General features: G+C 57.9%; 16 protein-coding genes and 1 tRNA gene. 7 read left to right on the top strand and 10 right to left on the bottom strand.

All coding sequences use genetic code 11. The annotated features are described in order from the left end of the window. Positions 1–30 precede the first annotated feature (30 nt). Positions 31–1,530 carry an acetylxylan esterase gene (locus CLV84_RS20910; protein ID WP_146088892.1) on the top strand — a complete coding sequence of 500 codons (1,500 nt, stop codon included), beginning with the start codon at positions 31–33 and terminating at the stop codon, positions 1,528–1,530. Here CLV84_RS20910 and CLV84_RS20915 read toward each other — a convergent pair. Further along, positions 1,524–2,891: a TlpA disulfide reductase family protein gene (locus tag CLV84_RS20915; RefSeq protein WP_104421804.1), complete on the bottom strand. Its 1,368-nt coding sequence runs from the start codon at positions 2,889–2,891 to the stop codon at positions 1,524–1,526. The genes CLV84_RS20910 and CLV84_RS20915 overlap by 7 nt on opposite strands. 135 nt (positions 2,892–3,026) lie before the next feature. On the opposite strand from CLV84_RS20915, the gene CLV84_RS20920 reads away from it, so the two are divergent. Beyond that, positions 3,027–3,098 (top strand) — tRNA-Arg (locus CLV84_RS20920). 251 nt (positions 3,099–3,349) lie between these two features. Here the strand turns inward: CLV84_RS20920 and CLV84_RS20925 are convergent. The 4 genes from CLV84_RS20925 to CLV84_RS20940 all read right to left on the bottom strand — a co-directional run bounded on the left by CLV84_RS20925 (position 3,350) and on the right by CLV84_RS20940 (position 8,318). Continuing rightward, on the bottom strand, positions 3,350–4,060 hold the full coding sequence (locus CLV84_RS20925) for a hypothetical protein (protein ID WP_104421805.1): 711 nt from the start codon (positions 4,058–4,060) through the stop codon (positions 3,350–3,352). Between the two features lie 99 nt (positions 4,061–4,159). Further along, entirely contained in the window at positions 4,160–5,179 is a 1,020-nt protein-coding gene (locus CLV84_RS20930; protein WP_104421806.1) for an inorganic phosphate transporter, read from the bottom strand. Between the two features lie 54 nt (positions 5,180–5,233). Then, positions 5,234–7,774 (bottom strand): TonB-dependent receptor, encoded by a 2,541-nt coding sequence (locus tag CLV84_RS20935; protein ID WP_104421807.1) that lies wholly within the window; start codon positions 7,772–7,774, stop codon positions 5,234–5,236. Between the two features lie 112 nt (positions 7,775–7,886). Continuing rightward, complete coding sequence (locus CLV84_RS20940) at positions 7,887–8,318, bottom strand: RrF2 family transcriptional regulator (RefSeq protein ID WP_104421808.1); 432 nt, start codon at positions 8,316–8,318, stop codon at positions 7,887–7,889. 221 nt (positions 8,319–8,539) lie between these two features. Between CLV84_RS20940 and CLV84_RS20945 the strand changes: the two genes are divergently transcribed. From CLV84_RS20945 to CLV84_RS20965, 5 genes are all read left to right on the top strand, one after another. Then, complete coding sequence (locus tag CLV84_RS20945) at positions 8,540–8,815, top strand: hypothetical protein (RefSeq protein ID WP_146088893.1); 276 nt, start codon at positions 8,540–8,542, stop codon at positions 8,813–8,815. A 19-nt stretch (positions 8,816–8,834) separates the two neighbouring features. Then, complete coding sequence (locus CLV84_RS20950; RefSeq protein ID WP_104421810.1) at positions 8,835–10,001, top strand: hypothetical protein; 1,167 nt, start codon at positions 8,835–8,837, stop codon at positions 9,999–10,001. Positions 10,002–10,041: 40 nt separating this feature from the next. Further along, a complete protein-coding gene (locus CLV84_RS20955; RefSeq protein ID WP_104421811.1) occupies positions 10,042–11,661 on the top strand; it encodes a GMC oxidoreductase in 1,620 nt (539 codons plus the stop codon). Positions 11,662–11,783: 122 nt separating this feature from the next. Further along, the gene (locus CLV84_RS20960) at positions 11,784–14,915 is read left to right on the top strand and encodes a tetratricopeptide repeat protein (protein WP_104421812.1); all 3,132 of its coding nucleotides are present in this window, start codon (positions 11,784–11,786) and stop codon (positions 14,913–14,915) included. A 6-nt stretch (positions 14,916–14,921) separates the two neighbouring features. Further along, the gene (locus CLV84_RS20965; protein ID WP_104421813.1) at positions 14,922–16,565 is read left to right on the top strand and encodes a TonB-dependent receptor; all 1,644 of its coding nucleotides are present in this window, start codon (positions 14,922–14,924) and stop codon (positions 16,563–16,565) included. 470 nt (positions 16,566–17,035) lie between these two features. On the opposite strand, the gene CLV84_RS20970 is transcribed toward CLV84_RS20965, so the two are convergent. The 5 genes from CLV84_RS20970 to CLV84_RS22425 all read right to left on the bottom strand — a co-directional run bounded on the left by CLV84_RS20970 (position 17,036) and on the right by CLV84_RS22425 (position 24,628). Further along, positions 17,036–17,614 carry a GNAT family N-acetyltransferase gene (locus tag CLV84_RS20970; RefSeq protein ID WP_104421814.1) on the bottom strand — a complete coding sequence of 193 codons (579 nt, stop codon included), beginning with the start codon at positions 17,612–17,614 and terminating at the stop codon, positions 17,036–17,038. A gap of 44 nt (positions 17,615–17,658) precedes the next feature. After that, positions 17,659–18,213: a nitroreductase family protein gene (locus CLV84_RS20975; protein WP_104421815.1), complete on the bottom strand. Its 555-nt coding sequence runs from the start codon at positions 18,211–18,213 to the stop codon at positions 17,659–17,661. A 110-nt stretch (positions 18,214–18,323) separates the two neighbouring features. Beyond that, on the bottom strand, positions 18,324–19,817 hold the full coding sequence (locus tag CLV84_RS20980) for a RagB/SusD family nutrient uptake outer membrane protein (protein ID WP_104421840.1): 1,494 nt from the start codon (positions 19,815–19,817) through the stop codon (positions 18,324–18,326). Positions 19,818–19,830: 13 nt separating this feature from the next. Next, complete coding sequence (locus tag CLV84_RS20985) at positions 19,831–22,989, bottom strand: SusC/RagA family TonB-linked outer membrane protein (RefSeq protein ID WP_104421816.1); 3,159 nt, start codon at positions 22,987–22,989, stop codon at positions 19,831–19,833. Between the two features lie 169 nt (positions 22,990–23,158). Beyond that, positions 23,159–24,628, bottom strand: a complete 1,470-nt coding sequence (locus CLV84_RS22425; protein WP_454557400.1) for a NupC/NupG family nucleoside CNT transporter — start codon at positions 24,626–24,628, stop codon at positions 23,159–23,161. Positions 24,629–24,660: the final 32 nt, after the last annotated feature.

The following is a 24,660-nucleotide window of genomic DNA, read 5'->3' on the forward strand; positions in this document are numbered from 1 at the left end:
TACTGATATCACCGCCCACACTACCCGGCTTTGCGACTTACTCTTTCCCTGTTATTTACGTTGTTAATCACGGTCTCCCTGAGCGCCGAACGCCTTGAAGACCGCCTGCGGATGCTGATGCCCGGTGACGGGCAGGTCGTCAGCGAGGAACGTCGGTTGGTGGAAAAGCACCTGGAAGACCTACTGCGCCGCCTCGACTGGCAGGATCGCCTAAATCAGCATTCCCGATCCGAGCAAATCGCCCAGATTGCCGAGCGCCTCAACAAAGAGTTGCTGCGGGAATTCGAGGCCGGCGCCACGCTTACCGACGCCGTCCGGGAAGGGCGGTATAGCGACGCGACGGCGGCCGTTTTCTACGCCCTTAGCCTCGAACACTTCAACATTCCCCACGAAATTTACGTGGACCATTGGGAGGCCTACTTGGTAGCCGACCCGGCGGTCAACGGGTCGCGCATTCGTCACCCGCTTGCCGAAGCACACGGAGAGCGGGAAGAAACCAGCTTTCGCCGGGATTACCTGGCACTCGTACGCCGCACGGTGGAATTCGATCTTCCTTCCCTTTCGGACGGCCAGTCCGACAGCATCTTCTACCACTACTACTACCAGCCTGACCAGCGACTGACCCTACGGCAATTGTCGGCTTACCAGCAACTGCGCCAGGCCCAGCGTGCCTATCGGGCCGGTGATTATCCGACGGTCGCTACCTACCTCGAACGCGCACGCTTGCTGGATCACCGCCCCGCCATCGACGTACTGGACCGGGCGGCGGAGTTGCAGGCCACGGCCCTCGGCGTGCTGCAGAACGACCAGAAGGTGGATCAGCTCTTCGAGAGCTGGCGTAGCGAACCGGCTAACCCCTACTACCCCACCGCGCTCTTGCGTCAGTTCGATCGCCGGCAACGGGAACTTTTAGCCGTCGATACCCTGGATGCCCTCCCGGCTTTGGTCCATTCCTTTGTCCTGCGAGCGCCCACCGGCGCGGAAGCCTGGGAAACCCGGATCCGGCTCCTGCGCGACATCCGGCTCATGGAATATTACCAGGATCGCGGCAAGGCAGTACAGGCATTGCAAATGGCCGAGACGTTGCTGCGACAGGACGGTGAGAATCCGCACTTTCGGGCGTACGTAGCCGAACTAAGCCTCTACGATCTGCGGCGAAACTATCCCGAACCGGACGACCAGGTGGATCGGGCGCAGGTATTGGCAGCCAAATATCCGTTCGTTGCCGATCACCCGCGCTACGCCGACATCGTGCTGCGGCAGTCGGCCCGCAAGGTGCGCGATCACTTCGCAGCCGACCGGGAGAAGGAAGCGCTGCGGGAGCTCAATTACTTCCGGGCCCAACTGGAACGACTAACAACGGGGAACGACGAACGGCTGTGGACCCTCACGGCCTACGTCGCCGCCAGCAACTATTACTTCGCCAAGACGAATTACGAGCGCGCGCTGGGCTACATCACCGAGGCGCTGGCCCACCATCCGGACAGCGATTTCCTCCTGCACCAGCGGGACCTACTGGGCCGTTACTGATCGGTAGCGGCGACGGGCTCCTCGGCAATCAATTCCTTTACGGTGGCATCAAAGCTCCGCGCGAAATCGGCGTACTTCGACGTCGCCGGACCGTTAAACCCCGTGTGTATCCTCCGCACCCGGTTGTTCCGGTCGACGAAGAGGAGGGTCGGATAACTGATCACCTTATTCAGCATCGGCAAGGCCTGGCCGGCCTCCCGCTTATCGTTACTGGCGGCGAGGAGGATTGGCCAGTCGACCTCCATATTGTCGCGGTACCGGCGTACGGCGGCCTTGCTGCGGTCGTCCTCGGCTCCGTACTGCTCGAAGGCCAGGGCGATGACCTGCAGGTCTTCCACGTCGTTTCCGGCGAGATACTGCTTCAGGAAGTTGGTTTCGTCGCGGCAATTGGGGCACCAGGTGCCGAATAGCTGTACGAGTTTCGGGCCCTGGATGTCGGCCAGGCGGACCGTGTCGCCCTCAGCCGTAGGAAAAGCGAAGGCCAGGGGAACCGCTTCCCGTAGGCGCGTTAACTCGTCCGGGCTGGTAAGCTCCGCCTCCGCGTCCCGTTCGGCCGTCCAATCGGTGATGTAATGGCGCCCGCTGCGGAAGGTACCGGTCAGGGAGCCATCTTCCCGGATAAGCGCCTCGAACAGGAAAGCGTGACTGCCGTCGAAAACGCTTAGGTACATTTTATTCCCCTGCACGGTGCCTTCGAGGTAGCGGTAGTCGCCGGTTTCGGTACGGATCGTCCCGGTGAGCTCATTGCCTTGTTGCCGGAACTCGGCTACTCCCGGATAGCCCGCTTCCGCTCCCGAGCCGGCAAAATCGACGGCCCACGTACCCGTCAGGTCGGCTACCGGTTCCTTGCGGAGGGAAGTGAAACGGAAGTCCTTTCCGAAGTAGGCCTTGAAGGGGATCCGGTAATTTTCCCGGTAGTGAACGACCCAGACTCCCTCGATCACGTTCTCCTCGTGGAAGGCACTGATGTGGGTATCGTAGACCGGAAAATTGATGCGGAGGGTATCTCGTCCGATGCTTTGGTCGCGGCCCGTTTCAATGTCTTCGGCCGGTACGAGAATCTCCTCCTCCCCGTTGTGGATGACCAGGTGAAAGGTGGTATCGTCTTCGTACACCACGTCGAAGGTGAACGGCAGTGCCCCCGCCGTCACTTCGTCGAATTCCAGATCGACCTTCTCGGGGATGGGCTCCCCCTTCGGATTCGGCACGATCGGGTTGTACTCCAGCTCGAGAATGCCGCGGTACGGCCCCGGAGGCAGCGAGGTGTACCGTTGTTGTACGAATACGCAGGAGCCTACGGTAAGCAGCACGAAAAGTAGGGCGACGAGCGCGGGAATACCGGATTTTGGAAAAAGGGTCATGTTCGTTGGTTGAAAAGACGAGCGTCCGTCGGCCCACCGGCGCCGACCTATACTTTATACGCTTTTCCTGCGGAGTAGTTGGTGAATTGCGTCGCTTACTGTACTTTTGCGTCCGCTCCCGTGGGAGTTGTATCCGGTCTCGTAGTACAACGGATAGTATACAGGTTTCCGAAGCCTGCGATGATGGTTCGATTCCATCCGAGACCACCGCGGAATCCCCGATCGCCTTTGGCGGTCGGGGATTTTTGTTTTCCGATAATCCCGCCCCGAATAAGAGCTTGTTTGGGTTTTCCGAACCTGATCGAAAATGAGGCAATTTGCGACCTGTTTAGGCATCCGACGCGGGAGATAGCAGCGCTATCTACCGCGTCGGGTAACGACAACAGGGCGGAATTAGGCCAGTTGCAGATCGGTGAGGAGAATCCAAACAAGCTCTAAACGAGCAATCCTGGCCAGACCTACTTCATCTCGGCCCCTGCGTACTCCCGTAGGCTTCGCTCAGCCGTAGTTACGGTTTCCAGCATGAGTTTGGCCTGGCGTAATCGCTCACTCCAGGACGGAGGATCGTGGTTCACCAGGGGCAACAGACCATCGAAAAGAGTGGCTGTCGTGAAGGTATAGACTCCGCCTCCGTCAAAAATAACATGGGAGTTTAACAGGTATTCTTCGAGCAGTGGCTCCCGCCAGATAATATCGATTTCCCGATCGGCCACCGCGACTTCCATGAGCCATCGGACCTGGAAGGGGGCTGCCACCCAGCGCTCGCCGGTTGGAATCAGCTGTTTCCCGCCCTCCGGGTAGACGTATCGACTGGCTACCCGCAGCAGCATTTGCCCTCCTGCCTGGTCTAGGTAGCTCTGGCTTTCGTCGTAATTAAGTCCCGCCAGTACCAGCCACCGACGCACCAGCTTCCAGTTTTCTGACTGACTCATTCCGGTAGAAAGCCTGGTTTCAATCTCGAAGGCTCCTTCCACGTCGGTCGGCATCTCGGGGTAACCGCCTTGTTGCCGTATCGCATCCCGGAGGCGTTCGGCCTGCCGCCGATAATCCGTAAGCGTGATCTCGCCCGCATCCATTTGGTCGCGGAGTAGAGCGTCTTCCAGATCTTTGCTTTGGGCCGACAATACCACGGTGAAGCAGACAGCCAGTAGGGTAAGCATGGGTTTCATGGCAGGAATTTTATCCAACCTAGGTCATTCCCTGCTGACTTGTGCTAGCGGATGCCGTCCGTAATATTTCCTTAATCCCTATTTATATTTCCCCTAACACTACCGCACCATTACCATCAGGCCGTAAGTCAGAAAGAAGGCAAAGGCGGGTGCAACACCCCATATCGTAAAGAATCGCTTAACGGTGGGGTTGGAAAAGGTTGCCGCCCAGCCATGCTTGCTGACGCTGAGGGCGATGAAGGCCGCCCCATTGAGCTGGACCAGCGAGGTCGGTATGCCTTTGACGACCGACGCCAGCAACAACAACGTCGCAACCAAGGTGGCGATGATCGCCGCGTAGAAGGGCGTGACGGCCACGATGCCTTTCCCCGTAGTTTCCGTTACGGTATGCCCCAGCAGCGAACTACCGATGGCAAAGCAGGGAGCTACGACCAGCACCGATAAGATGATGATGGGCAGAAAGTCGCCGGCCGAAGCTAGCCCCACCTCATTCGCCGTAAGCGAAGCAATCGGGGCGGCCGCGTTGGCCACGTTATTCGCGCCGATGGAAAAGGCCACGTAGAGGGAAGAAAAGATAAGTACGGCCTTCAGTCCGGTATGCTTGCGCAACCGGCCGTAATCGATGGAGGGTAGTTGACTGCGCATCGTTGGGACGATGTATCGCGCCAACCCCAGCATGATGAAGAACGAAATAACCGGAAGGATGGCCCAGGTGGGGATGATCTCGTAAAAGAGGGTGTGGGTGTTCAAACCGTCCAATGCATAAGCGGCCCCGGCAATGGACATGACGGTGCTCTGGCTGGTCGACTGGGGTACGCCGATCAGGTTAGAGGCTAACAAGGTGACTCCAATGGAGAGCAGGATCAGGGAAGTGTAAAGGGGAGTAAAAAACGCCTGGGCTAGAATTCCGTCTCCGAGGGTTAGGGAGACTTCCTTGCCGGCGAGCAATGCCCCGATCAGCACCATGATTCCGAACAGGCCGGGCACCATGGTCCGCTTGATAACGTCCGCGCCGTAGGCGGCGGAAAAAGCCGGTGCGGTTCCGCTGCCGCCCATATTGACGGCAACGAACATGGCCAGCAGGAAGGGAATGGTTAATACGTGAAAGGCGTCGGACATTGTTGTGGAAGGGAAAATGGATGAAAAATTGGGTGGATAAGGAGTCGCTTAGACTCAGAAATAGGTATAGCGAACGCTTAATCCGAACGTGACGGGATCCCCCAGTACGGCCGCATAGTGCCCGGCGTTGCCGCCGGCGGAGAGGAGTTGCTCGAAGTAGCGGGAATTGGTCAGGTTTCGGGCCCAGGCAAATACCGTAAGGCCTACCGGCATGCGAAAGCCCAGTCGGGCGTTAACCAAGGCAAACCCCTCGATATTGAGATAACGGGAAGGCGTCGGGCTGGAGGAGAATCCCGTTCGGGCGTTAGCGTCGGTCGCGACGAACCACTGCCCCTCCTGCTGGAAGAGCTTGCCCGATACGAAATATTCCGTCCCCACCGTTCCCGACCATTTGGATATTCCGGGTAGCCGCTCCCCCGATGCGTCGTGGGCACTTTCCGCACCGGTATCTTCGAGGGGGACGGGGGCATCCACGAAGGAAACGTACCGTCCGTTGAGGTAGCTGACCGAAAAATTGGTGCGCAGGTGTCGTGGCGAGTCAAAGGCGACCTCCACTTCCGCTCCCTTTACCGCTACCCGGGCGGCGTTCGCCAGGTATCCGCGCGTTACGCCTAACTGGGAAGACTGCACGTTCGTCTGGTAATCGTCGATCGAGGTGTAAAAGGCGGAGAGATTCAACGTAGCATGATGGATCGGTTCCGATTTCATGCCCAACTCGAAGTGATTTACCCGTTCGGGCTTTACGATCGCCAAATCCAGTATGGGTTTGCCGTCTGCTGCCGGTAAGCCGCCGAGGTTAAGCCCTACGGGTTTGAAGGCCAGGGAGTACGTCCCGTAAAACCGGTAGCTCGCGGCAGCCGCGTAATTGACGGTCAATTGCCCGGACAGATTGAGGTCATCCACATCGGCGGTAAAGTTTTGGGGTTGGAAGACGCGTTGCTGGAGCGCGATTAAGTTCGAATCCGTCGTCGATAGCCCCCCGTATACGGTTTGATTGAAGTCGGCGTATTTATAATCGTAATTGAGCCGCAGACCGGGGTTGACGGTCACGCGATGCCCAAGTTGCCAAGTTAGTTGGCCGAAAACGGCACTGCTGAGATTCTCGAAGCGGGAATCCGTTTCCTGGGTCAACCCATCCAATAGGCCGGGTGTCTGCCACAGCAAGCTTTGCGAAGACTGGACGAACCGCCACTGATCCTTACCGGCTTCCAGAACGTGGGCCCCTTCCGGACGCAGGGTTTGGTAAAAAGCAAATACGCCGACCAGCCCTTCCAGCGATTTTCCGAAGGAGCCGCTGTAGTGCACTTCCTGCGACCATTGCTGGTGAAAGGAGGGAGCCTGAGAACGGGAAATGGCCGAAAGGCCGGTGAAATCGCGGTCGTTGGATGAGTTCCATTGCCAGTAGCGCCAGGCCGAAATGGTAGTAATTTTTCCCCGGCCAACCAAAACTTCTCCCGTAAGCGCGGCACCGCCCATGTCTTGGTCGGATCGCCAGGGGGTGTCGTGATCGACGATCCGGTCGAACGGATCCGTAGCGGGAAGGGTGTAGTTGAGATCGGCGATGATGGCATCGAACTGCCGGAACGCGGCCCGCTGGGTAGTCACGCTACCGGCGTACACCTGGGCGTACCCATCCGGTCGCTGACGGGAGTAATCGGCGGCCAGCAACAGCGTGGTCTTCGGCGAGGGTTCGTAGAGCAGCTGGGCCCGAACCCCCTGGTTGTTCAGCGTATTGATATACTTTTCGGTACGTACGTTGTAGAGCGTCCCCTCACGGCTGGTGCCCGTAAACGACAAACGAGCGGCGAGCCGGTTGGCCACGATCGGCCCGGAAACGGAGCCTTTCGCCTGAATAAAGCCGTAATTTCCGAAGGACTGCTCTACCGTTACGGAAGGGCTGAAGGTGGGACGGCGCGTGAGGATGTTGAAACTACCCGCCGTGGTATTCTTGCCGAACAGCGTAGCCTGTGGCCCCCGTAACACTTCGATTTGCCGCACATCGATAAAATCCAGCGATGTGGCCGCCGGGCGGGCGTAGTAGACCCCGTCGACGTAAAAGCCTACCCCCGGGTCGATCCCATCGTTCGTTAACCCGAAGGTGGAACCCAATCCCCGTATGTTCAGGGTGGTATTCCGGGGGTTGGAAGAATATAGCTGGACCGAGGGAACAAGCTCCTTGACACGGTTCACATTGAAGACGATTCCGTTGTCCAATTCTGCGGCGCCCAGTACGGTCATCGCTATGGGCACCACCTGCGGGTTCTCATTCCCTCTGCGTGCCGTCACCACTATTTCGTCGAAGGCCCGGGGAGCGGCAGCCAGGAAAATTTGCAGCGAAGCGGCGGTAGCCGTGACCTGTTGGGTTTCGTAGCCGAGATAACTCACGACCAGGTCTACGGGAAACTGCCCCGTATGGGAGAGCACAAACGCACCGTCTGAATCGGTGGTAGTTCCGATGGTACTGCCGGCGATCAGCACCGTGGCCCCCAGCAGTGGCTCCCGGGTCTCGGCATCGATCACCATACCGGAGATAGTGGATTGTGCCAGTAAAATTCCTCCCAGGAGGTGGCTTAGCGTAAGTAGCAGAAGTCTCATCAGGAATCAGTGTGCATTGTCCTATAATTCCTACCAGTTCAGTAGGACAATACAAATGTACTTCTCCTATAATACCTACCAAATAGGTAGGATTAAAATTCAGGGAAATTTTTTAGCGGGTGAGGTTTTGCTCGCGGGCGAGGATATTGGCCAGCGTCGCCTCCTTGAGGCTGGCCACGGTGGCGTTACGGATTTCGAGGGCTACCTTGCGTATACCACAGGCTGTTTCGTCGAGACATTCCTCACAGGGCTCGTAATAATCGTGGGTGGCGCAGGGCAGCAAGGCGATGGCTCCATCGAAGAGGCGGACCACCTGGGCCAGGTCGATATCGTCGGTGCCTCCGTTTAGGGAATAGCCCCCGTATTTTCCTTTCTTACTCTTTACGATGCGGGCATTCTTAAGTTCTGAAAAGATCGACTCCAGAAATTTGAGCGGAATCTTCCGCTCTTCGGCGATGCGGGAGACCGGTATGGGCTGCTCGTCCGCGTGGCGGGCTAGGTATACCAGTGCATTGATCGCGTACTTCGTCTTTTTCGATAGCAAATGAGAACGATTTTATCGCTTGAAATCCGCAACCGACGGGGAGCGAACAGCATAAAGGTGGCGGAAAAACGGGGCTGTCGATACCATCAGGCAAAAGGCTGACCAACTGCCGGCCCATTTTTATTCGTACCGATAAATACAAAATTCGTGACTATAAAGGTTATGCCACGTCACATATTTGCCACCGTTTTTTGGCGTTTCTCGTGAAGATGTAAGTATCCATGGACATAGATCCTAACTCCCTGTCTCATTATGAGTTTCACCGGCAATTGTTGCTTGCCAGTGGTATCCAAGTCGACATCGAATACCAGGTAGCCTACCGGATCGGACTGCGGGTGCAGCAGATCGGCCACCTGGAAGTACGGATCGGACCGGAAGAACTTACGGAAAGGGCGACGGCCATTTTTCGGTTCCTCCCGTATTCTCCGGTAGTGACCGTGGTGCCTCAGGCGGCACGACCAAAGTCCCGCCGATTTAGCTATGTCCCTTTACAGTAAGGCGTACCTTTGACCTTCCATGGCGCTCACTGGTATTCTTCCTCCCCTGCTGTTTAGTCTTGCGTTTCTGATCCCGGCTTACTGGTTGTGGACCCGGAATAGAAAACGAGTTGCCCTTGCACCCGCGTTCACCGCCCTCCTTCTAGCCGGTACCACCCTGGCCATTTACTGGCAGGCGGCCAACCACCGGCAGGCGAACCACGACCTGGAGGTGTTGCGGCAGTCGCTCAGAAGTGACGACCTGTACGGCGGGGCCGACCTGCGGGAACCGGAGGAAACGCTCTTCTTTTTTTCCTCGGCATCGCAAGCCCTGTACCGTGGCCTGAATTACCTGCCCGATACGGTCGGGACCGTCGACTCCCTACTCCGGCGGATGGCCGCGTGGACGGTCCGGAGTAGTAACCTGCCCCAGTGGCGGTCGGGCTTTGATTGGGACCACGAGGTTTTCTTCCTGGCCCACGCCGGAATTGTGCTGGGCCACTACCAACTGGTTACCACCGACGAAACCTATGCTCCCCAATTCCGGCGTATCGGCCGCTACCTCGGCGATCGGCTCCGGCGTGGACATTATAAGCACCTGGGTAGCCATTCCGACGAAAACCTATTGCGCCCCGCCGATAACGCCGCAGCCATCTACGCCCTAAGTTTGTACGATGCTTACTACGGGGAGACCCTGGCACGGGATACGCGCCGGGAGTGGACCAACTACATCGATAAAGAGCTTCACTACGCGGAAAGCCGGCTGCCGTGCGCGGCCTTTACCCCGACCAATCGGTGCAGCATCGAACCCAGCGCGGCCGCTACCGGCCTGTACATCGCTTACCGCGCCGCGGCGGCTCCCGAGGAGGTGACGACCGACATACCCTACCGGGAATGGCTGCATTACTTCAAAAAATTCAGCGGTAGCCCTTTCAGTCTGTCCGTCCGGGCCAACATGCGCAAGGGGGAGGTGGCCCGCATGTGCGATTCGGGTTTGGCTCCCCTGGAATGCGGCCAGTACGAAGACGCCATCGGCCTATGGGCGGCTGCGGAATACGATGGAGGGTATACTTACTTCCGGCTCTTTAGCGAGCCCGTCTTCGCCCGCTGGTTCGGCGCGCCGGTAGACTACGCGTCCATGCGGCCCGCTCGTCGGGTGAAGGCCCTGACGGCCGTTGCGCTGCGGACCATCGGAGAAGCGAAGTGAACCAATACGGGGTAGCGTCATTACCTAACAAAACATACCCATGCCTAACGATTTCGACGTCATCATCATCGGCTCCGGAGCCGGTGGTGGAACCATTGCCTATACGCTCGCCGATACGGGAAAGCGGATATTGATCCTGGAACAAGGCACCTTTTTGCCGCGGGAAAAACGCAATTGGGACCCCGCCTTCATTTTCGGGGAAGACGGGTATAAAGCGGACATAAATTGGGAGGGCCCCGATGGCGAAAATATCCGGCCCATCGTCTACTACAACGTGGGCGGTAATACGAAGATGTACGGCGCCCTTCTTCACCGGCAGCGACCGGAAGATTTCGAAAAACAACAGCACCGGGGAGGCGTGAGTCCGGAGTGGCCGATCAAGTACGACGAATACGAACCCTACTACATGATGGCCGAGCACGTCATGAAAATTCACGGCAACCGGGGCGAAGATCCCACGGAAGGTTGGTACAGCGGCCCCTTCCCGTTCAAGGCTTTCCCCCACGAACGGCGGATCCAGGAAGTAGCGGACAATCTGGAGCGGATGGGCTTACATCCGCATCATTCCAACCTGGCGCTGAACCGCGACATGGAAGAGCCCTGGCGACGGCCTTGCATCGCCTGCAATACCTGCGATCCCTTCCCCTGCATGGTACACGCGAAATCCGACGCGGAGACCGCTCTCGTGCGCCCCGCGCTGAAGCACGAGAACGTCACGCTCTGGACCGGCAGCCGCGTGGAGAAACTCATCGAGGAAAACGGTAAGATTACCCGGGTGGAGGGTACGCGGGACGGAGAGCCGATGAGCCTGTCGGCCGACCTGGTCGTTGTCAGCTGCGGCGCTATCCAGACCGCGGCCTTACTCCTGCGTTCCCGCGTGGCCAACTCCTCCGACCAGGTAGGCCGCAACTTCACCAAACACAACCAGAGCGGCATTTCGGCCATGGATTACAGCAATCCTAACCCAACAATTTTTCAAAAGACGCTGGGCGTACACGATTTCTACCACGGTAGTCCCGAGCACCCGTACCCCCTCGGCACGATCCAGCTCACCGGCAAAGCCCACTGGACCCGCATCATGGGCGACTACGCCAGCCAGGGCATCGACGAGCAACGCGCCCGGGAGGTACAGCAGTACGCCGTGGATTTCTGGTTCACCAGCGAGGACCTCCCCGACGCCAACAATCGCATCGAATGGACCGACAAGGGCATCAAATTCAATTACCGTCCGAACAACCGGGAAAGCCACTTTGAATTTCTCGACTACTTCCAGGAGAATTACCTGAAACCCCAGGGCTTCACCGATTTCATGCGGTCGACCAAGGGACTGGAGTTTACCTGGCACCAGGCCGGCACCGCCCAGTTCGGCACCGATCCGAAGAAAAGCGTACTGGATGTCAACTGCAAAGCCTGGGACGTGGATAACCTGTACGTGGTAGACGCGAGCTTCCAGCCCAGTCAGGGAGCGACGAACCCAACCCTTACGGTTGTGGCCAACGCGATCCGCGTAGGCGAACACCTTCGGAAGGACTGGTTCGCAAGCGATGGCGTATCCGTGGAGGACTACCCGCTATCCGACCCGTACATGGCCGACAGTGCCGGAGCACAGGTACTGGCACCCACTTACAAAGCCGGCGACGACGAGAGCTGGGGGGCCTGAAAACAAACATTCCCGCACTTTTAGATTTTGGTAACCAAAACGGCGGCCATCCGGTAGACCGGAGGCCGCCATCGTGCGTTATCCCCCCACGGCCTATCTTGCCGCGCCTTAGATGAGACACTATGCTGTTGAAACGCTTTTTACTACCTACCCTGCTGCTAATTGTATGTTCCCTGCGACTTTCCGCCCAGGCCACCACGGTGTATACCGAAGCCTGGCGCACCTATAAACAGGCGGAGGACCACCGGCAGAAGAACCTGCTGGACAAGGCAAAGCGGGAATACGAGGAAGTGGCCACGATGCTCCTGCCCGTCCACGAACCGGAAGCGGAACTGCTGCGGATGCAGGCCGAACTCTACGCGGCCAAACTGGCCGTTCGCCTCGGCAACAGCGACGGTGAAAAGCTGATCCTGGACTTTGTGCGCCGCTACCAGCCGGACCCGATCGCCAACACCGCCCTGCTTGAAATCGCCAACTACTACTTCGACCAGAACGACCTCGATAAGGCGGTGGAATACTACCTTATGGCACCCCGCGACCTGATGACCGCCGCCGAGCAGGCACAGGTCAATTTCCGCCTCGGTTACGCCTATTTCGTGCAAAAAGATTTCGACGAGGCCAAGCGCTACTTCCAGTTCAGTCGCAACGTGCAGGGGGAATATTACTACCCCACCAATTATTACCTTGGCATTATTCAATTCTTCGAGGGCAACTACGATCTGGCGGCGGAGCAGTTCCGCATCGCCGAGAAGGATCCGCAGTATAAACCCTACATCCCCTACTACCTGACCCAGATCTACTTTGCCCAACGGCGGTACGACGAGTTAATCGCTTACGCCGCCCCGCTCCTGGAAGGAAACAACTCCGCACTGCGCAACCGGCAGGAGATGGAGCAGCTTCTCGGACAGGCCTACTTCGAAAGCGGGGATTACGCCAGTGCGCGCCCGCTGCTGGAAAATTACGCCAAAGGCAACCGCCGCCTGCGGGAAGAGGAGCTTTTTCAGTTGGGTTTCGCTCAGTACCAGACCCAGGGTTACGAGGAAGCCAAAAAAAGCTTCCAAGAAGTTTCGGGGCAGGATACCGAGATCGGCCAGAGCACCAACTTCTACCTCGGCGATATCGCCCTGCGGCAGGGAGATGGCGTCGGGGCCCGGTCGGCCTTCGCCGCTGCCAGTCGTCAGAATTTCGACGAAGCCATGCAGCAAGAAGCGCTATACAACTATGCCAAACTGAGCTATGAGCTCGGCTACCCCGCCGATGCCATTACGGCCATTCAGCAACTGCCGCAAAGCAGTGCCTTCTATTCCCAGGGGCAACAGTTACTGGCGGACGTGTTTTCCACCACGGAAGATTATGCGCGGGTACTCTCCATCCTAGACGGAATGCCGGACCGTTCGCCCCAGTTGGACGAAGCATACCAACGCGCCGCGTTCCTGCGGGGACTGCAACTGCTGGGACAGGGCGAGCTCGTAGAATCCAAGTCGCTGTTGGAAAAGAGCCTGCAGCGGCCAGTCAACAACACTTACCGCGCCCAGGCGCTCTACTGGCTGGCCGACCTGGCTAACCGCCAGGGAGATTACGCTACCTCCATCAACCTCACCAACCAGTTTCTTACCCTGGCCCGCTCGGTGGAGGATTTACCGCCCCAATCATCTGTTTACACCGCCAACTACTTACAGGGGTACAACTACTTGAAGCAAGATAACTACGCTTCCGCGCTGAATTACTTCACCGCCGCCGTGGAGGGCATCGAACGCAACCTGCCGTACATCACCGACACCGACGTGCGCGAGCGGGTACTGGGCGATGCCGTACTCCGGGCCGGTGACGCTTACTTCTCGCGCAATCAGTACGACCAGGCTGCCCGCTTTTACGACGACGCGATTCGCCGGCAGACCGTTGGCTTCGTTTACGCTCTGTACCAAAAAGCGCTGATCGAAGGACTGCGCGGACGGCAGGCGGAAAAAGTGCTGGCGCTAGAACGCCTCGTAGAAAGTTACCCGAACAGTCAGTTCGCGGATGACGCCCTCTACCAACTGGCACTAACCTACCAGGAACTCCAACGCCCCCAGGAAGCATTGGAGCCTCTACGCACCATCATCCGGCAATACAAGGTAAATTCTCCGCTGGTAAACCAGAGCCTGCTGCAGTTGGGCCTGATCAGCTACAACCTCGGCAACAGCGAAGCGGCCGTGAACTACTACAAGCAGGTCTTCACCTCTAACCCCACCCCGGGGGAGGCTACCCGGGCCCGGGAGGCGCTCCGGGAGATCTACGTCGACGATATGGGACGCGCCGACCTCTTTTTCCAGTTTTTCGAGACGATGCCGGGCCAGGAGATTACCACCGACGCCCGCGACAGCATTTCCTTCCGCGCCGCGGTAAGCCAGTACGAAAACGGCAACTACGAGCGAGCCGTAAATGCCCTGACGCAGTACCTGCAGGAATACCCCCAAAGCCCCAACGTCTTGCCGGGCGTATTCTACCGGGGCGACAGCTACGTGGCCCTGCGGCGGTACAACGATGCCCTGCCCGACTACGAGGCCGTCATCAATGCCGGCCCCAGCCGCTTCTACCTCCCCGCACTGAAAAAAGCCAGTCTGATCGCGTACAATAGTGTTCAGGACTTTCAGCGCTCGTACCGTCTCTACACCTTATTGGAAGCGGCCGCCGACTCCGAGGCTACCCGCTTTGACGCACAGGTCGGCGCGCTGCAATCGGCCTACCGCTTGAACGATATGACCGCGACGGCCGATTACGCCGCCAAAGTGGCTGGCAACCGGAACGCCACGGCCGCCCAACAAACCATTGCCAATTTTTACCTGGGCAAGATTGCCTACGACCGATCCCAGTTCGGTGATGCTATCCCTTACTTCGATGTAGTCATTGCCAATAGCGACGATGAACGGACCGCCGAGGCCCGTTACCTGCGCGCCGACGCCATCTACAAACAGGGCGACCTGGACCGCGCACAACAACTTGCCCTCGAAGCCAACCGCGAAAGCTCCGGCTATCCCTACTGGGTGGCCAAGATCGTGATCCTGTTATCGGACGTCCTCCGCGACAAAGGCGATCTCTATAACGCCCGTGCCGCGCTCGAAGCCCTACTCGAGAACTATAGCGAGAACTCCGAACTCGTAGCCGAGGCCCGGCAGAAACTCGCCCGCGTAGAAAGCGAAATCAACAGCGGCAGCCGCCTCAACACCCAGCCTACCGACCCCAACCGTCTCGAACTTGACAACGGCGGCAATTAATCGACTATGAACATCCTACGCATCCTCACCCTCAGCTGCTGCCTGCTACCGGTGGCCAGTTTGTTTGCCCAGAATACCGACCTCGAAGACAACAGCGTGACGGTAGTCACCAACTTCGAAGCCCGCCTCACCGACGCCGAGCGGGTAAGGGTGAACCCCGTCCTACCAGCAGCGGACACCACCAGCCGCCGGCAAGCCTACAGCATTGTCCCCCGCCCGCTGGCGATCGACTATCCCGCTCCGGCGATCCGCCCCCGCGCCATCACCCAAGAGCAGCCCGAACCGATCAACAACGCCTGGATCAAACTTGGCGCGGGCGTGCCCAACGCGCTTTACGCCGATGCCAGTTACGACCTTACGGGAGAGGAGAATATCGACCTGGGGGTCTTCGGCACCCACTATAGTTTTAATAACACCAACCAGGTGGAAAACCAGCGCGCCAGCGATACGCGCCTCGGCGCGGAGGGAAGCTACCTCTTCGATCAGGGCTTCGCCGTCGGCGGAGGTCTAAGCTACGATACGCGCAGTCGCTATTACTACGGGTACAATTTCAGCGAACTCCCGGCCGATTCCGCCCTCACCTTCACCCAGGACGAAGTGCGGCAACGCTTCAACATCTTCTCCCTGCACTCCGAAATCTACAACGGCACCCTCACCGAAGGCGATTTTGACTATCGCGCGGGTATCGGGCTCTACCTGATGAACGCCGATCCGTCGGTCCGGGAAAGCAATTTTGACATCAACGTCGCGGCCACGAAGTGGATTAACGGTTCCAACCCGCTCGACGTGGAATTTCGCGCCGATTTTACTTCGTTCAAGGATACGGCCACCCAGAACCTGAACGTGGTCAGCCTGAGTCCTAGTTACACCGTAGTCGTAGCCGATCGCATCAAACTGCGGGCCGGGGTGCGGCTTACCAGTCAGAAAAACGACTTCGACATCTTCCCGAACTTCAGCGCCTCCGCCGTGGTGATCGACGGCCTGCTCAACGCCTTCGCCGGGGTAGAAGGAAACGTCCAGAAGAACACCCTCAAAAGTCTGTCGGACTACAACCCCTGGATCAATACCCGCCTCCGGGTCCGCAACTCCGAGGCGACGCGTTACTACGGCGGCGTCGAAGGCACCTTTCGCGGCATCGCGTACCGCGCCGAAGCCGGCTATAAATACCTGGATAATCTGGCACTCTACCGCCACCAGCGCGACGACGAGGGCATTCCCCGCTTCGACGTGATCTACGACGACGGCAGCCAGGTCTATATTCAGGGAACCGCTACCCTGCCCATCGTCGAGGATCTCGATCTCAGCGCCACTTTCGTACAGCGTTTCTACAGCATGGAAGACGAGGAGAAGCCGTGGCACCTGCCCAGCCTGAGCCTGAACGCCGCCGGGATTTACACCCTCCGCACCCTACCGCTGCAGCTACGGGCCGATCTGTTCGTTGAGAACGGGCTTCCGTACCAGACCGCGGAGGGCGGCGTAGATCACCTCAACGCCTTGCTGGACCTCAGCCTCAACGCCGAGTACACCCTCAACGACCGCTTCGGCGTCTGGGCCCGGGTCAACAACCTGCTGAACAACAAACGCCAGCGGTTCTTCCAGTACCCAACCATCGGTACGAACTTCATGGTGGGCGCTTCGGCCAGATTTTAGGGAATACCGGAAAGGGAACGGTAGATACGTACTTCGCTGCACACCCTAGCGTATAGCCGACCTAGGATTAAAGCAGGTGTTCGGCCGGCCCGGAGTCGGTACGTGATGAAGTCCCGTCAGGCCCTTCACACGGTATCGATCGATTCACTTGGCAACCCTGATTCCCTGCAGCCTCAGGTCTTGTGACCGCGTAGCACCGGAACGTCGTTCCTCGCCAGCCTTACCCAAAATCGATTGGCAGCAGCGGGCGTCTTTATATCCGTCGGTACGCGCCAGGGCGGCTTGCCGTGCTTCCCAATCGCTTATCGACCGGTCTAAACCAGCTCCGTTGCTTCCTATTCCAGAATGTCGCGGTATAGTTACTTTCGATTGGGTTTTTAATCCCCACCACGAACCCGACCCGACTACCCGACTAAAAGACTACCCGACTAAAAGACTAACAGACTACCCGACTAAAACAAACAACCTCCCTATTCCCCGTAAGTCTCCCGCGCGAATCCAAACCGCATCAAATCCACCAGCACCCCGCTCGGCAGCCGGTACTCCTGGCGGAGATCCCCTTCCCGGCTAAAGCCGACCCGGCGGGCCAAGCGCTGGCTGGCGTAGTTGTCGACCAGCGTTTTGATGACCAGTTTGTCGAGTTCCAACTGAAGGAAGGCAAAGCGGACGACCCGCGCCAACACCTCCGTCATGATCCCCTGACGGATCAGCTCTTTATCGATAAAGTACCCGAGCTCCCCCATCGGAACGCCCCAATCGAGGTTGAAGACCTGCACGAAGCCCACCAGCTCGGTCGTCTCGTTGTGCCATACCCCCATCGCATACCGCCGTTGCAGTAACCACTCGGCAATGCATTCCCGAACGAAGGATTCCGCATCTTTCCGGTTTTTAGCTGCTTCCGCCATCAGGTAGGGGAAATGGTCGAGCAAATAATCCCGGTTGTTATCCAGTAGCTTGTAAAATGCCTTGCCGTCACCCTCGCGGAAGCGCCGCACGACACAGCGGTCGGTGATGAGGGCGGTATCGATGTTGAAAAGTTGATGACGCATTCGAATCGGCTTTAGGGGTAATGGCTAAAGTACTTACTCCCCCACTACCCTTCCACCCAGCGCACTTTTTCCCGCCAGTCTCCCCGTGGACGCGGGAGGTTCGGCGCATCGGGATACCCCAGGTAAAAGAACCCCAGGCACCGCTCGTTACCTGCCGCCCCCGGCCACGCCCCGTAGTCGCCGCATACGAATCCGGGGCTGGACCAGTACCCACCCAAGCCGTGATCGTGTAGGCTCAGCCACAAATTTTCCACGGCGGCACCCACCGCGGCGATCTCCTCCCATTCCGGGACGCTTTCCTTTGGATCGCGGTGCATAAAAATGAGTAGTACGGCAGCGGACTGGTCAATCTTCTGGCCGAACTTTTTCGCGGTCGTTTCCGCATCCGGTCGGTCCGCACCGTATACCTCCATCATTTCCGCCTTAAGGGCCTGTTTTCCGTCGCCGCGGTAGACACGGAAGCGCCAGGGCTCCGTCTTCCGGTGGCTGGGGGCCATATTCGCCGCCTCGAGGAGCTCCTCCAGTACGGTACGACTGACGGCCCGGTCGGTAAAGAACTGCGGAAATACGGACTTACGATTTGTAATCAGGGGATGCATGGCAGCGGGTTTGGGGCGCAGGAGCGCGGGTGGGAGGCAATGCTACGACAAAAAAAATCGGCCGACCGGGCAGCTGCCGGTCGACCGATTGTACTTTACGGAAGGGATCCCTAATTCTGACTGAGATTAGGGTTTGCGTTGATCTCGTCCTGGGGAATAAGCCAAACCCAGCGGGGATCGTCTGCCGGAACCGTCATGAGGCCGTTGAGGAGGGAAGGGTTGTGGTTGGTTTCGATACCCATTTGATCGGTCCGGTCGAGCGCCATATTCAGCCGTTTGAGGTCCAGAAAGCGGAAGCCTTCGCCCCACAGTTCCCACCGACGCTGCAACAGAATTTCATCAATCAAATCCTCACCGGTATTGGTAGACAGGGTGTATTCCGGATCGCGTGCCACGGCTAGTGGCAGCAGGGCTTCGGCACCTCCTTCACCCATCCGGGCTTTGGCTTCCGCTTCGATGAGGTACATTTCCGCGGCGCGCATGTAGGGGACGTCCCCACGACTGTCACCGGTACTGTAGGATAAAAATTTCTGGCTGGTGTACGGGAACCGCGCATGCGCGCTGCTAATTTCGTAACCAGCGGGTAGATTTTCGTGCTCTCCCGTGGCACTGAAGATCAACGAGCGTACGTCCGATTCGGGGATTTGCTCGTACAGCACGCTATAGATCGCCTTAGGATTACCCCGAATGTTGGAGGAACTGAAGTTACGGGACATCCACGCACCGAAGTTGGTGAATACTGACCCCTGTACTTCATTGTAGTGGCTACCCCACATCCATTCGTCCACCGCGTAGTCGTTGAATCCACTTTGATACTCGTCCCGGCTCATGAGATCAAATCCCTCGCGAGCCCGCTGAGCGAAATCCGCCGCTTCGGACCAGTTGCCCTGCACCAGCGCTACCCGAGCCTTCAGTCCCAGGGCAACGGCCTGATTGATATGGGATTTATTGAACCGACTGTAGCCATCTAGCAAAGTGATCGCCTGATCGAGATCGGAGTTGATCTGTACGTATACTTCCTCAACGGAGGAACGGGGAAGTCCTTCCTGAGTAGGCGTGAGTACGATCGGGATTCCCGCTTGGTCGTTACCGCCATTCCAGTCGTAGCGCTCGGCGTGCCGCTGTACGAGAAAGAAATGGGCAAAGGCACGGTAGGCGTAAGCTTGTCCGAGGGCAATGTCCCGGTCGGCTTCCGGACCGTCGGCTCCATCGGCCCCGTCGATGATGATGTTCGCGTTATTAATGACCTTATACATCACCCGCCAGCCGTGGCGCAGATCGGCGTCGGTAGCACTCGTGTGGTCGTTCCAGCTGGCCATGCTGATCCACCAGCCATTGGCCTGTGCGGTCATGACGAGGTCTTCGCCCAGCGCATCGTTCTGGATCATCATCGCGGACAATCCCCCGCGGCCGTTCGAGCCCTGCCGTTCGTAGAGAAGCCGGTGGATACCGTTGATCACCAAGTACAGGTTTTCCGTACTGGACGTTGCGGACCCTGCGGAAACCGCAGTAGTGGGAGATTCTTCGAGCCAATCCTTTCCGCAGCCCGTAAAGACGAAAACCGCCAACAAAGGGAGCAGTAAAATTTTATAATAAGCTTTCATCGTGATCTTCAATTTAAAAGGAGGTGTTGACACCGAAGGTGATGGTACGGGATGGGGTAAAACGGTTCGCGGTGGTGCCGTTGAAATTCTGGTTGACGTCCATTCCGGTGCGGGCCGTGTTTAGCCACAAGTTTTCAGCATTGGCGTAAACGCGCAGGTTCGTCAGTCCGATCCGTTCGGTAAGGCCGTCCGGGATCTCGTAGCTGATGTTGGCCTGCCGCAGGGCGATGAAGTCGGAGCTTACCAGAAAGCGATCGGAGGCGGCACCGAAGTTGTTGGCCTGACCGGCATCCAACCGCGGAACATTGGTGATATCGCCAGGCTCTTGCCACCGGTCCAGGATATCCGTGCTGAGGGACGAGCCGTAATTACCGTTCTCGAGTAAGTTAGCGTGGTTGGTATCGTACGTCTGACCACCGATCTGGTAGGTGAAGAGCAACCCGAAACGCAGGTTGCCGATCCGGAATTTCGGGGTAAAGCTTCCGAAGAAATCCGGAACGGCGGTACCTACGAAGGCGTATTCGGCGTAATTGGCGTTCGTGGTGAGCGAATCGCCATTCAAGATGCGGATGTCGCTTTCCGGGGCGTTCACTGCGGGATCGAGGGCATACAGGGCGGCTCCGTCCTCGGGATCAACGCCGTAAAAGTCGCGCAGCCAGTAATCGTAGAGTGAGCCGCCTACGACCAGCTTCTTGGATCCGGTTATGATCTCTTCCTGGGGTAGCTCGGTAAATTGGTTTTTAATGGTTGAACCGTTAAAATCCAGCGTGAAGTTGAAATTAGGCGTGTTGATGATGCTGGCAGAGAGGGCAATTTCGACCCCCCTGTTGTACATCGACCCAATATTGGCCAGGTAATCGTCACTACCCGTAGATAGCGGTAGCGGCACACTGAAAATCAGGTTATCGGTCACGCGATTGTAGTACTCCACCGAGCCGGAAATCCGGTAATCCCACAATCCGAACTCGACGGCCAGGTCCGTCTGGGCGTTGGTCTCCCATTCCAGGGTGGGTGCGCCCAGCGAGCCCAGGATGATTCCTGCCTCGGTATCGTTGTTGAAGCCGAGCGTGAAGAGGGGCTGGCTGGCATAAAAGCTGACGGGGTCCGTGTCCAGGTTGGAATCATTTCCAACCTCGCCGTAGGACGCTCTAACCTTCAGCAGGTCCACCCAGGGCAGGTTAGCAACGAATGCTTCCTCATCAAGGCGCCAGGCGAGGCCGAGTGAGTAAAAGTTGCCCCAGCGAATCGATTCGGAAAACCGGCTGGAACCGTCAGCACGGAAGGAAGCCGATACAAAGTAACGGTCGTCGAAGTCGTACTCGGCCCTGGCAAGCCAGCCTTCGGTAGTGTACCGCTCCGTGTAGGAATCGGCGTCGGAGATGGTCGTGAAATTGCGTAGCTCGGTGTTGCCACTGGCGATCTGACCGACCGAGTAGGCGTACAGGTAATTGTACTCGTATTCGAAGCTTTCGTGACCGGCCAGAAAACTGACGTTGTGACTGCCGAAGGCGTGATCGTAATTCAGCAGCTGGTTGTAGGTGATCGAGGAGGTTACGGTGTTCGTACGAAACGCCCGACCGTTAGGAGCGGCGTCACCCACGATGCGGTTACCGTAGCCTTCGTTATTGAATGCGCGGCGGTCCAGGGCCGCGTTGAAAGTGAAGGTAAAATCGTTTAGGAAATACAGGTCCACGAACGCGCGCGCGCCGATCGTATTGATCCGGTCCTGGTCGATGTTCAGGATGGTTTCCTGCACTACGTTACGACCGTTCGTATTGCCTACCCGATCGTCTCCAAGGTTAAAGATCCGTCCGCCGTTTTCGTCGAGGACGAATTCTCCCGTAACGGGGTCATGCTCGTATAGCGGGTAAATCGGTGCGATATTACGGGTCGAGAAGAAGGGATTAACGAAGCTCGTACTGCCTCCGTCTGCCGCCTGATTGGTGGTCGAGCTGGAAATGTTGGCGTTGAACCCCGTCCGTATCCAATCGCGGGGCGTGGTGGTGACATTGGCACGCCCGGACAGTCTGGAGAAATCGGACGCCAGAATCCATCCGGTATCGTCGATGTAACCTAGCGAAGTGAAATAGGTAGTGTTTTCCGTGCCGCCCTGGTAGGAGATATCCGCTTGGGTACGGTTTCCGAGGCGGGTGAGGGCATCCTGCCAATCGAGGTCGTCGCCGTAAATGAGTTGGGCGTTCGGATTGAGTTGACCGTCAGGACCGACTACCAGGCTATCGGCTACGTTGTAGGGGTTGGTCCCAAGTAAATCGACGATTTCCCGCGATGCTTCCCGGTTTGCTTCCTCCATCGACAATCCACTGCCGTAAACGAGGCTGTTACGGTAGGCTTCCCACTGGAGCTCGTAGTACTGGCCGGGGCCTACCCGATCGTATTCCGGAATGGCCCGACCGCTGAATCCCTGGCTGAGGTTAACGTTGAAACGCGTCTGCCCGGCTTTACCGCTCTTCGTGGTAATGAGGACAACGCCGTTTGCGGCTTTCGAACCGTACAGCGCCGTGGATGAGGCATCCTTCAATACGGTGAGGCTTTCGATATCGTTCGGGTTAATACTATTCAGGCTACCGGAAAAGATGATGCCATCAACCACATACAGCGGACTGGCGGAGGCGTTGACCGAGCCAAAGCCCCGAACCCGAATCGGACTGGTGGCACCGGGTTGTCCGCTACCCGGAGAGTACTGGATCCCGGCGGCACCTTCCAGCGCAGAGGTAACGTTCGTGATGGCGCGGTTTTCCAGCGCTTCGGCATTGATCTGGGTAGCCGATCCGGTGAAGGATCCCCGCTTCGACGTACCGTATGCCGTAACAATGACCTGGTCTAATGCGATACTGGATGCCCCCATCTGGACGTCCACCGTGGTTTGGGCTCCAACGGGTATCACCATGGTTTCCATTCCGGTATAACTAAAGATGAGCTCATCGTCGGCGTTGGCGCTGATTTCGTAGTAGCCGTCCAGGTCGGTCACCGTGCCGGTGGTAGTCCCTTGCACCTGGACCGTCACTCCGATGAGGGGATCGCCGGTTTCAGCGTCGAGGACCGTACCGGTGACGACGCCGGTTGGAGCGGCCTGCGCCCCCGCCGTACTCGCCCAGAGACTTAAGGCCAGAAGGAGGCAGTGACAAAGAAATTCAAGTCGTAGTTTTTTCATTTCACAATATTGGTTAGCGAGTAATAAAGAATTCCTTATCCCCGAACCGCTTTGGTTAGGAATAAGAGCGTCAAGAAATAGTGTGTGGTAATCGACTTAGCGGGTCCCGTTCCAGAACGGATAGGATGTTCACCGCTTGGGGCAATGATACTCTAATTCGGGGAGGAAATCACCCCTCTATCCGATGAATGCCATCATTGACTAGATAATTCACCGTGGAAATTCGACGGTATGCCATACTGCGGCAACTCAGTAAAACAAACCCGCCACCGCCCCCGTCATCAGACAGGCAACGGTACCGCCCACCAGGGCGATGAGCCCCAGTTCCGTGAGGTTCTTGCGCTGGCCGGGAGCAATCGCACTGATGCCACCAACCTGGATACCGATACTGGCGAAATTGGCGAATCCGCACAGGGCGTAAGCGGCAATGAGCACGCTCTTGGGATTCATGGCCGGCCCGACGGCTTGCACGGTCCGGAAAGTATCGTACGCCACAAACTCGTTGATCACGGTTTTCAGCCCGAGCAACTGGCCCACGATGGTGATGTCCTCGGCGGGCACGCCAATTATCCAGGCGACGGGAGCGAAAACCAGGGCCAACAGGTAGGTAAAGCTGAAGCCTTCGAAGCGTCCCCCCGGTTTGGATCGCTATGGCTTCGTTCCAATTGGCGTCAGTCAGGCCTGTCCAAGTAGCCAAGTCGTTGACTACCTCCGTTCCGCCCACGAAGAGGACGTTGAGCATGTAAATCAGCGCGGTGAAGACAAGCAACATCGCCCCTACGTTGACGGCGAGTCGTAGTCCGTCCGTAGTACCGCGACTGATGGCGTCAAGCAGGTTGTTGCTCTCGTCGGCGGCCATTTCCAGCCGTTCGTCGCGCTCGGGCACCTTGGCCTCGTGGGGGTCCGTGGAAACGCCGCCGGTAACCGCCGCGATAGCAGCGGGTGTCTCGGGCAGCAGCATCTTCGCACAAACGATGGCGGCCGGGGCGGAAATGATACTGGCCGTCAGGAGGTGGCGGGCGAAGAATTGCTGGCTTTCCGGATCCGTTCCCCCGAGAAATCCGATGTAGGATACGAACACGCTCCCGGCGATCGTGGCCATTCCACCGACCATCACGCAGAGCAGTTCCGAGCGAGTCATGCTTTCCAGGTAGGGCTTGACTACCAGCGGAGCTTCCGTTTGGCCGATAAAGACGTTCGCGGCGGCGGCCAGGCTTTCCGGTCCGCTAAGTCCCATCGCTTTGCTCAGTAACCACGCCAGGCCGTACACGACCTTTTGCAGGATCCCGAGGTAATAGAGTATTGCCGACAGGGCGGAAAAGAAAACGATCGTAGGCAACACCTGAAAGGCGAAGATGTAGCCGAAACTATCCAGGTCCACCACGATACTGCCAAAGAGGAATTCGGCACCGGCAGCGGTAAACTCGAGCGTCTTGCGGAAGCCGGCGGCGACGTAGTCGAAAACGGTACTCACGCCGTCGACTTTCAGGATGAGCAAGGCGAGCGCGAATTGCATCGCGACGCCGATACCCACCAATTTCCAATCGATCGCCCTACGGTTGGCACTGAATAAATAGCACGTACCGAGCATTACGCTCATCCCGAGCACGGTGCGGAAAAGATCGTAGGCAAATGTCATGGTGGTAATTGGGTAGCGCGCAAGGTAGCCAT

Origin of the sequence: Neolewinella xylanilytica (assembly GCF_002934605.1) — a bacterium.
GTDB lineage: Bacteria > Bacteroidota > Bacteroidia > Chitinophagales > Saprospiraceae > Neolewinella > Neolewinella xylanilytica.

What these genes read in the sequence shown, in the direction of transcription:
- CLV84_RS20950 (WP_104421810.1), top strand. Translation starts at nt 8,835, where the DNA reads ATGGCGCTCACTGGTATTCTTCCTCCCCTGCTGTTTAGTCTTGCGTTT.
- CLV84_RS20930 (WP_104421806.1), bottom strand. Translation starts at nt 5,179, where the DNA reads ATGTCCGACGCCTTTCACGTATTAACCATTCCCTTCCTGCTGGCCATG.
- CLV84_RS20935 (WP_104421807.1), bottom strand. Translation starts at nt 7,774, where the DNA reads ATGAGACTTCTGCTACTTACGCTAAGCCACCTCCTGGGAGGAATTTTA.
- CLV84_RS20945 (WP_146088893.1), top strand. Translation starts at nt 8,540, where the DNA reads ATGGACATAGATCCTAACTCCCTGTCTCATTATGAGTTTCACCGGCAA.
- CLV84_RS20915 (WP_104421804.1), bottom strand. Translation starts at nt 2,891, where the DNA reads ATGACCCTTTTTCCAAAATCCGGTATTCCCGCGCTCGTCGCCCTACTT.
- CLV84_RS20980 (WP_104421840.1), bottom strand. Translation starts at nt 19,817, where the DNA reads ATGAAAGCTTATTATAAAATTTTACTGCTCCCTTTGTTGGCGGTTTTC.
- CLV84_RS20970 (WP_104421814.1), bottom strand. Translation starts at nt 17,614, where the DNA reads ATGCGTCATCAACTTTTCAACATCGATACCGCCCTCATCACCGACCGC.
- CLV84_RS20985 (WP_104421816.1), bottom strand. Translation starts at nt 22,989, where the DNA reads ATGAAAAAACTACGACTTGAATTTCTTTGTCACTGCCTCCTTCTGGCC.
- CLV84_RS20960 (WP_104421812.1), top strand. Translation starts at nt 11,784, where the DNA reads ATGCTGTTGAAACGCTTTTTACTACCTACCCTGCTGCTAATTGTATGT.
- CLV84_RS20925 (WP_104421805.1), bottom strand. Translation starts at nt 4,060, where the DNA reads ATGAAACCCATGCTTACCCTACTGGCTGTCTGCTTCACCGTGGTATTG.
- CLV84_RS20955 (WP_104421811.1), top strand. Translation starts at nt 10,042, where the DNA reads ATGCCTAACGATTTCGACGTCATCATCATCGGCTCCGGAGCCGGTGGT.
- CLV84_RS20965 (WP_104421813.1), top strand. Translation starts at nt 14,922, where the DNA reads ATGAACATCCTACGCATCCTCACCCTCAGCTGCTGCCTGCTACCGGTG.
- CLV84_RS22425 (WP_454557400.1), bottom strand. Translation starts at nt 24,628, where the DNA reads ATGACATTTGCCTACGATCTTTTCCGCACCGTGCTCGGGATGAGCGTA.
- CLV84_RS20975 (WP_104421815.1), bottom strand. Translation starts at nt 18,213, where the DNA reads ATGCATCCCCTGATTACAAATCGTAAGTCCGTATTTCCGCAGTTCTTT.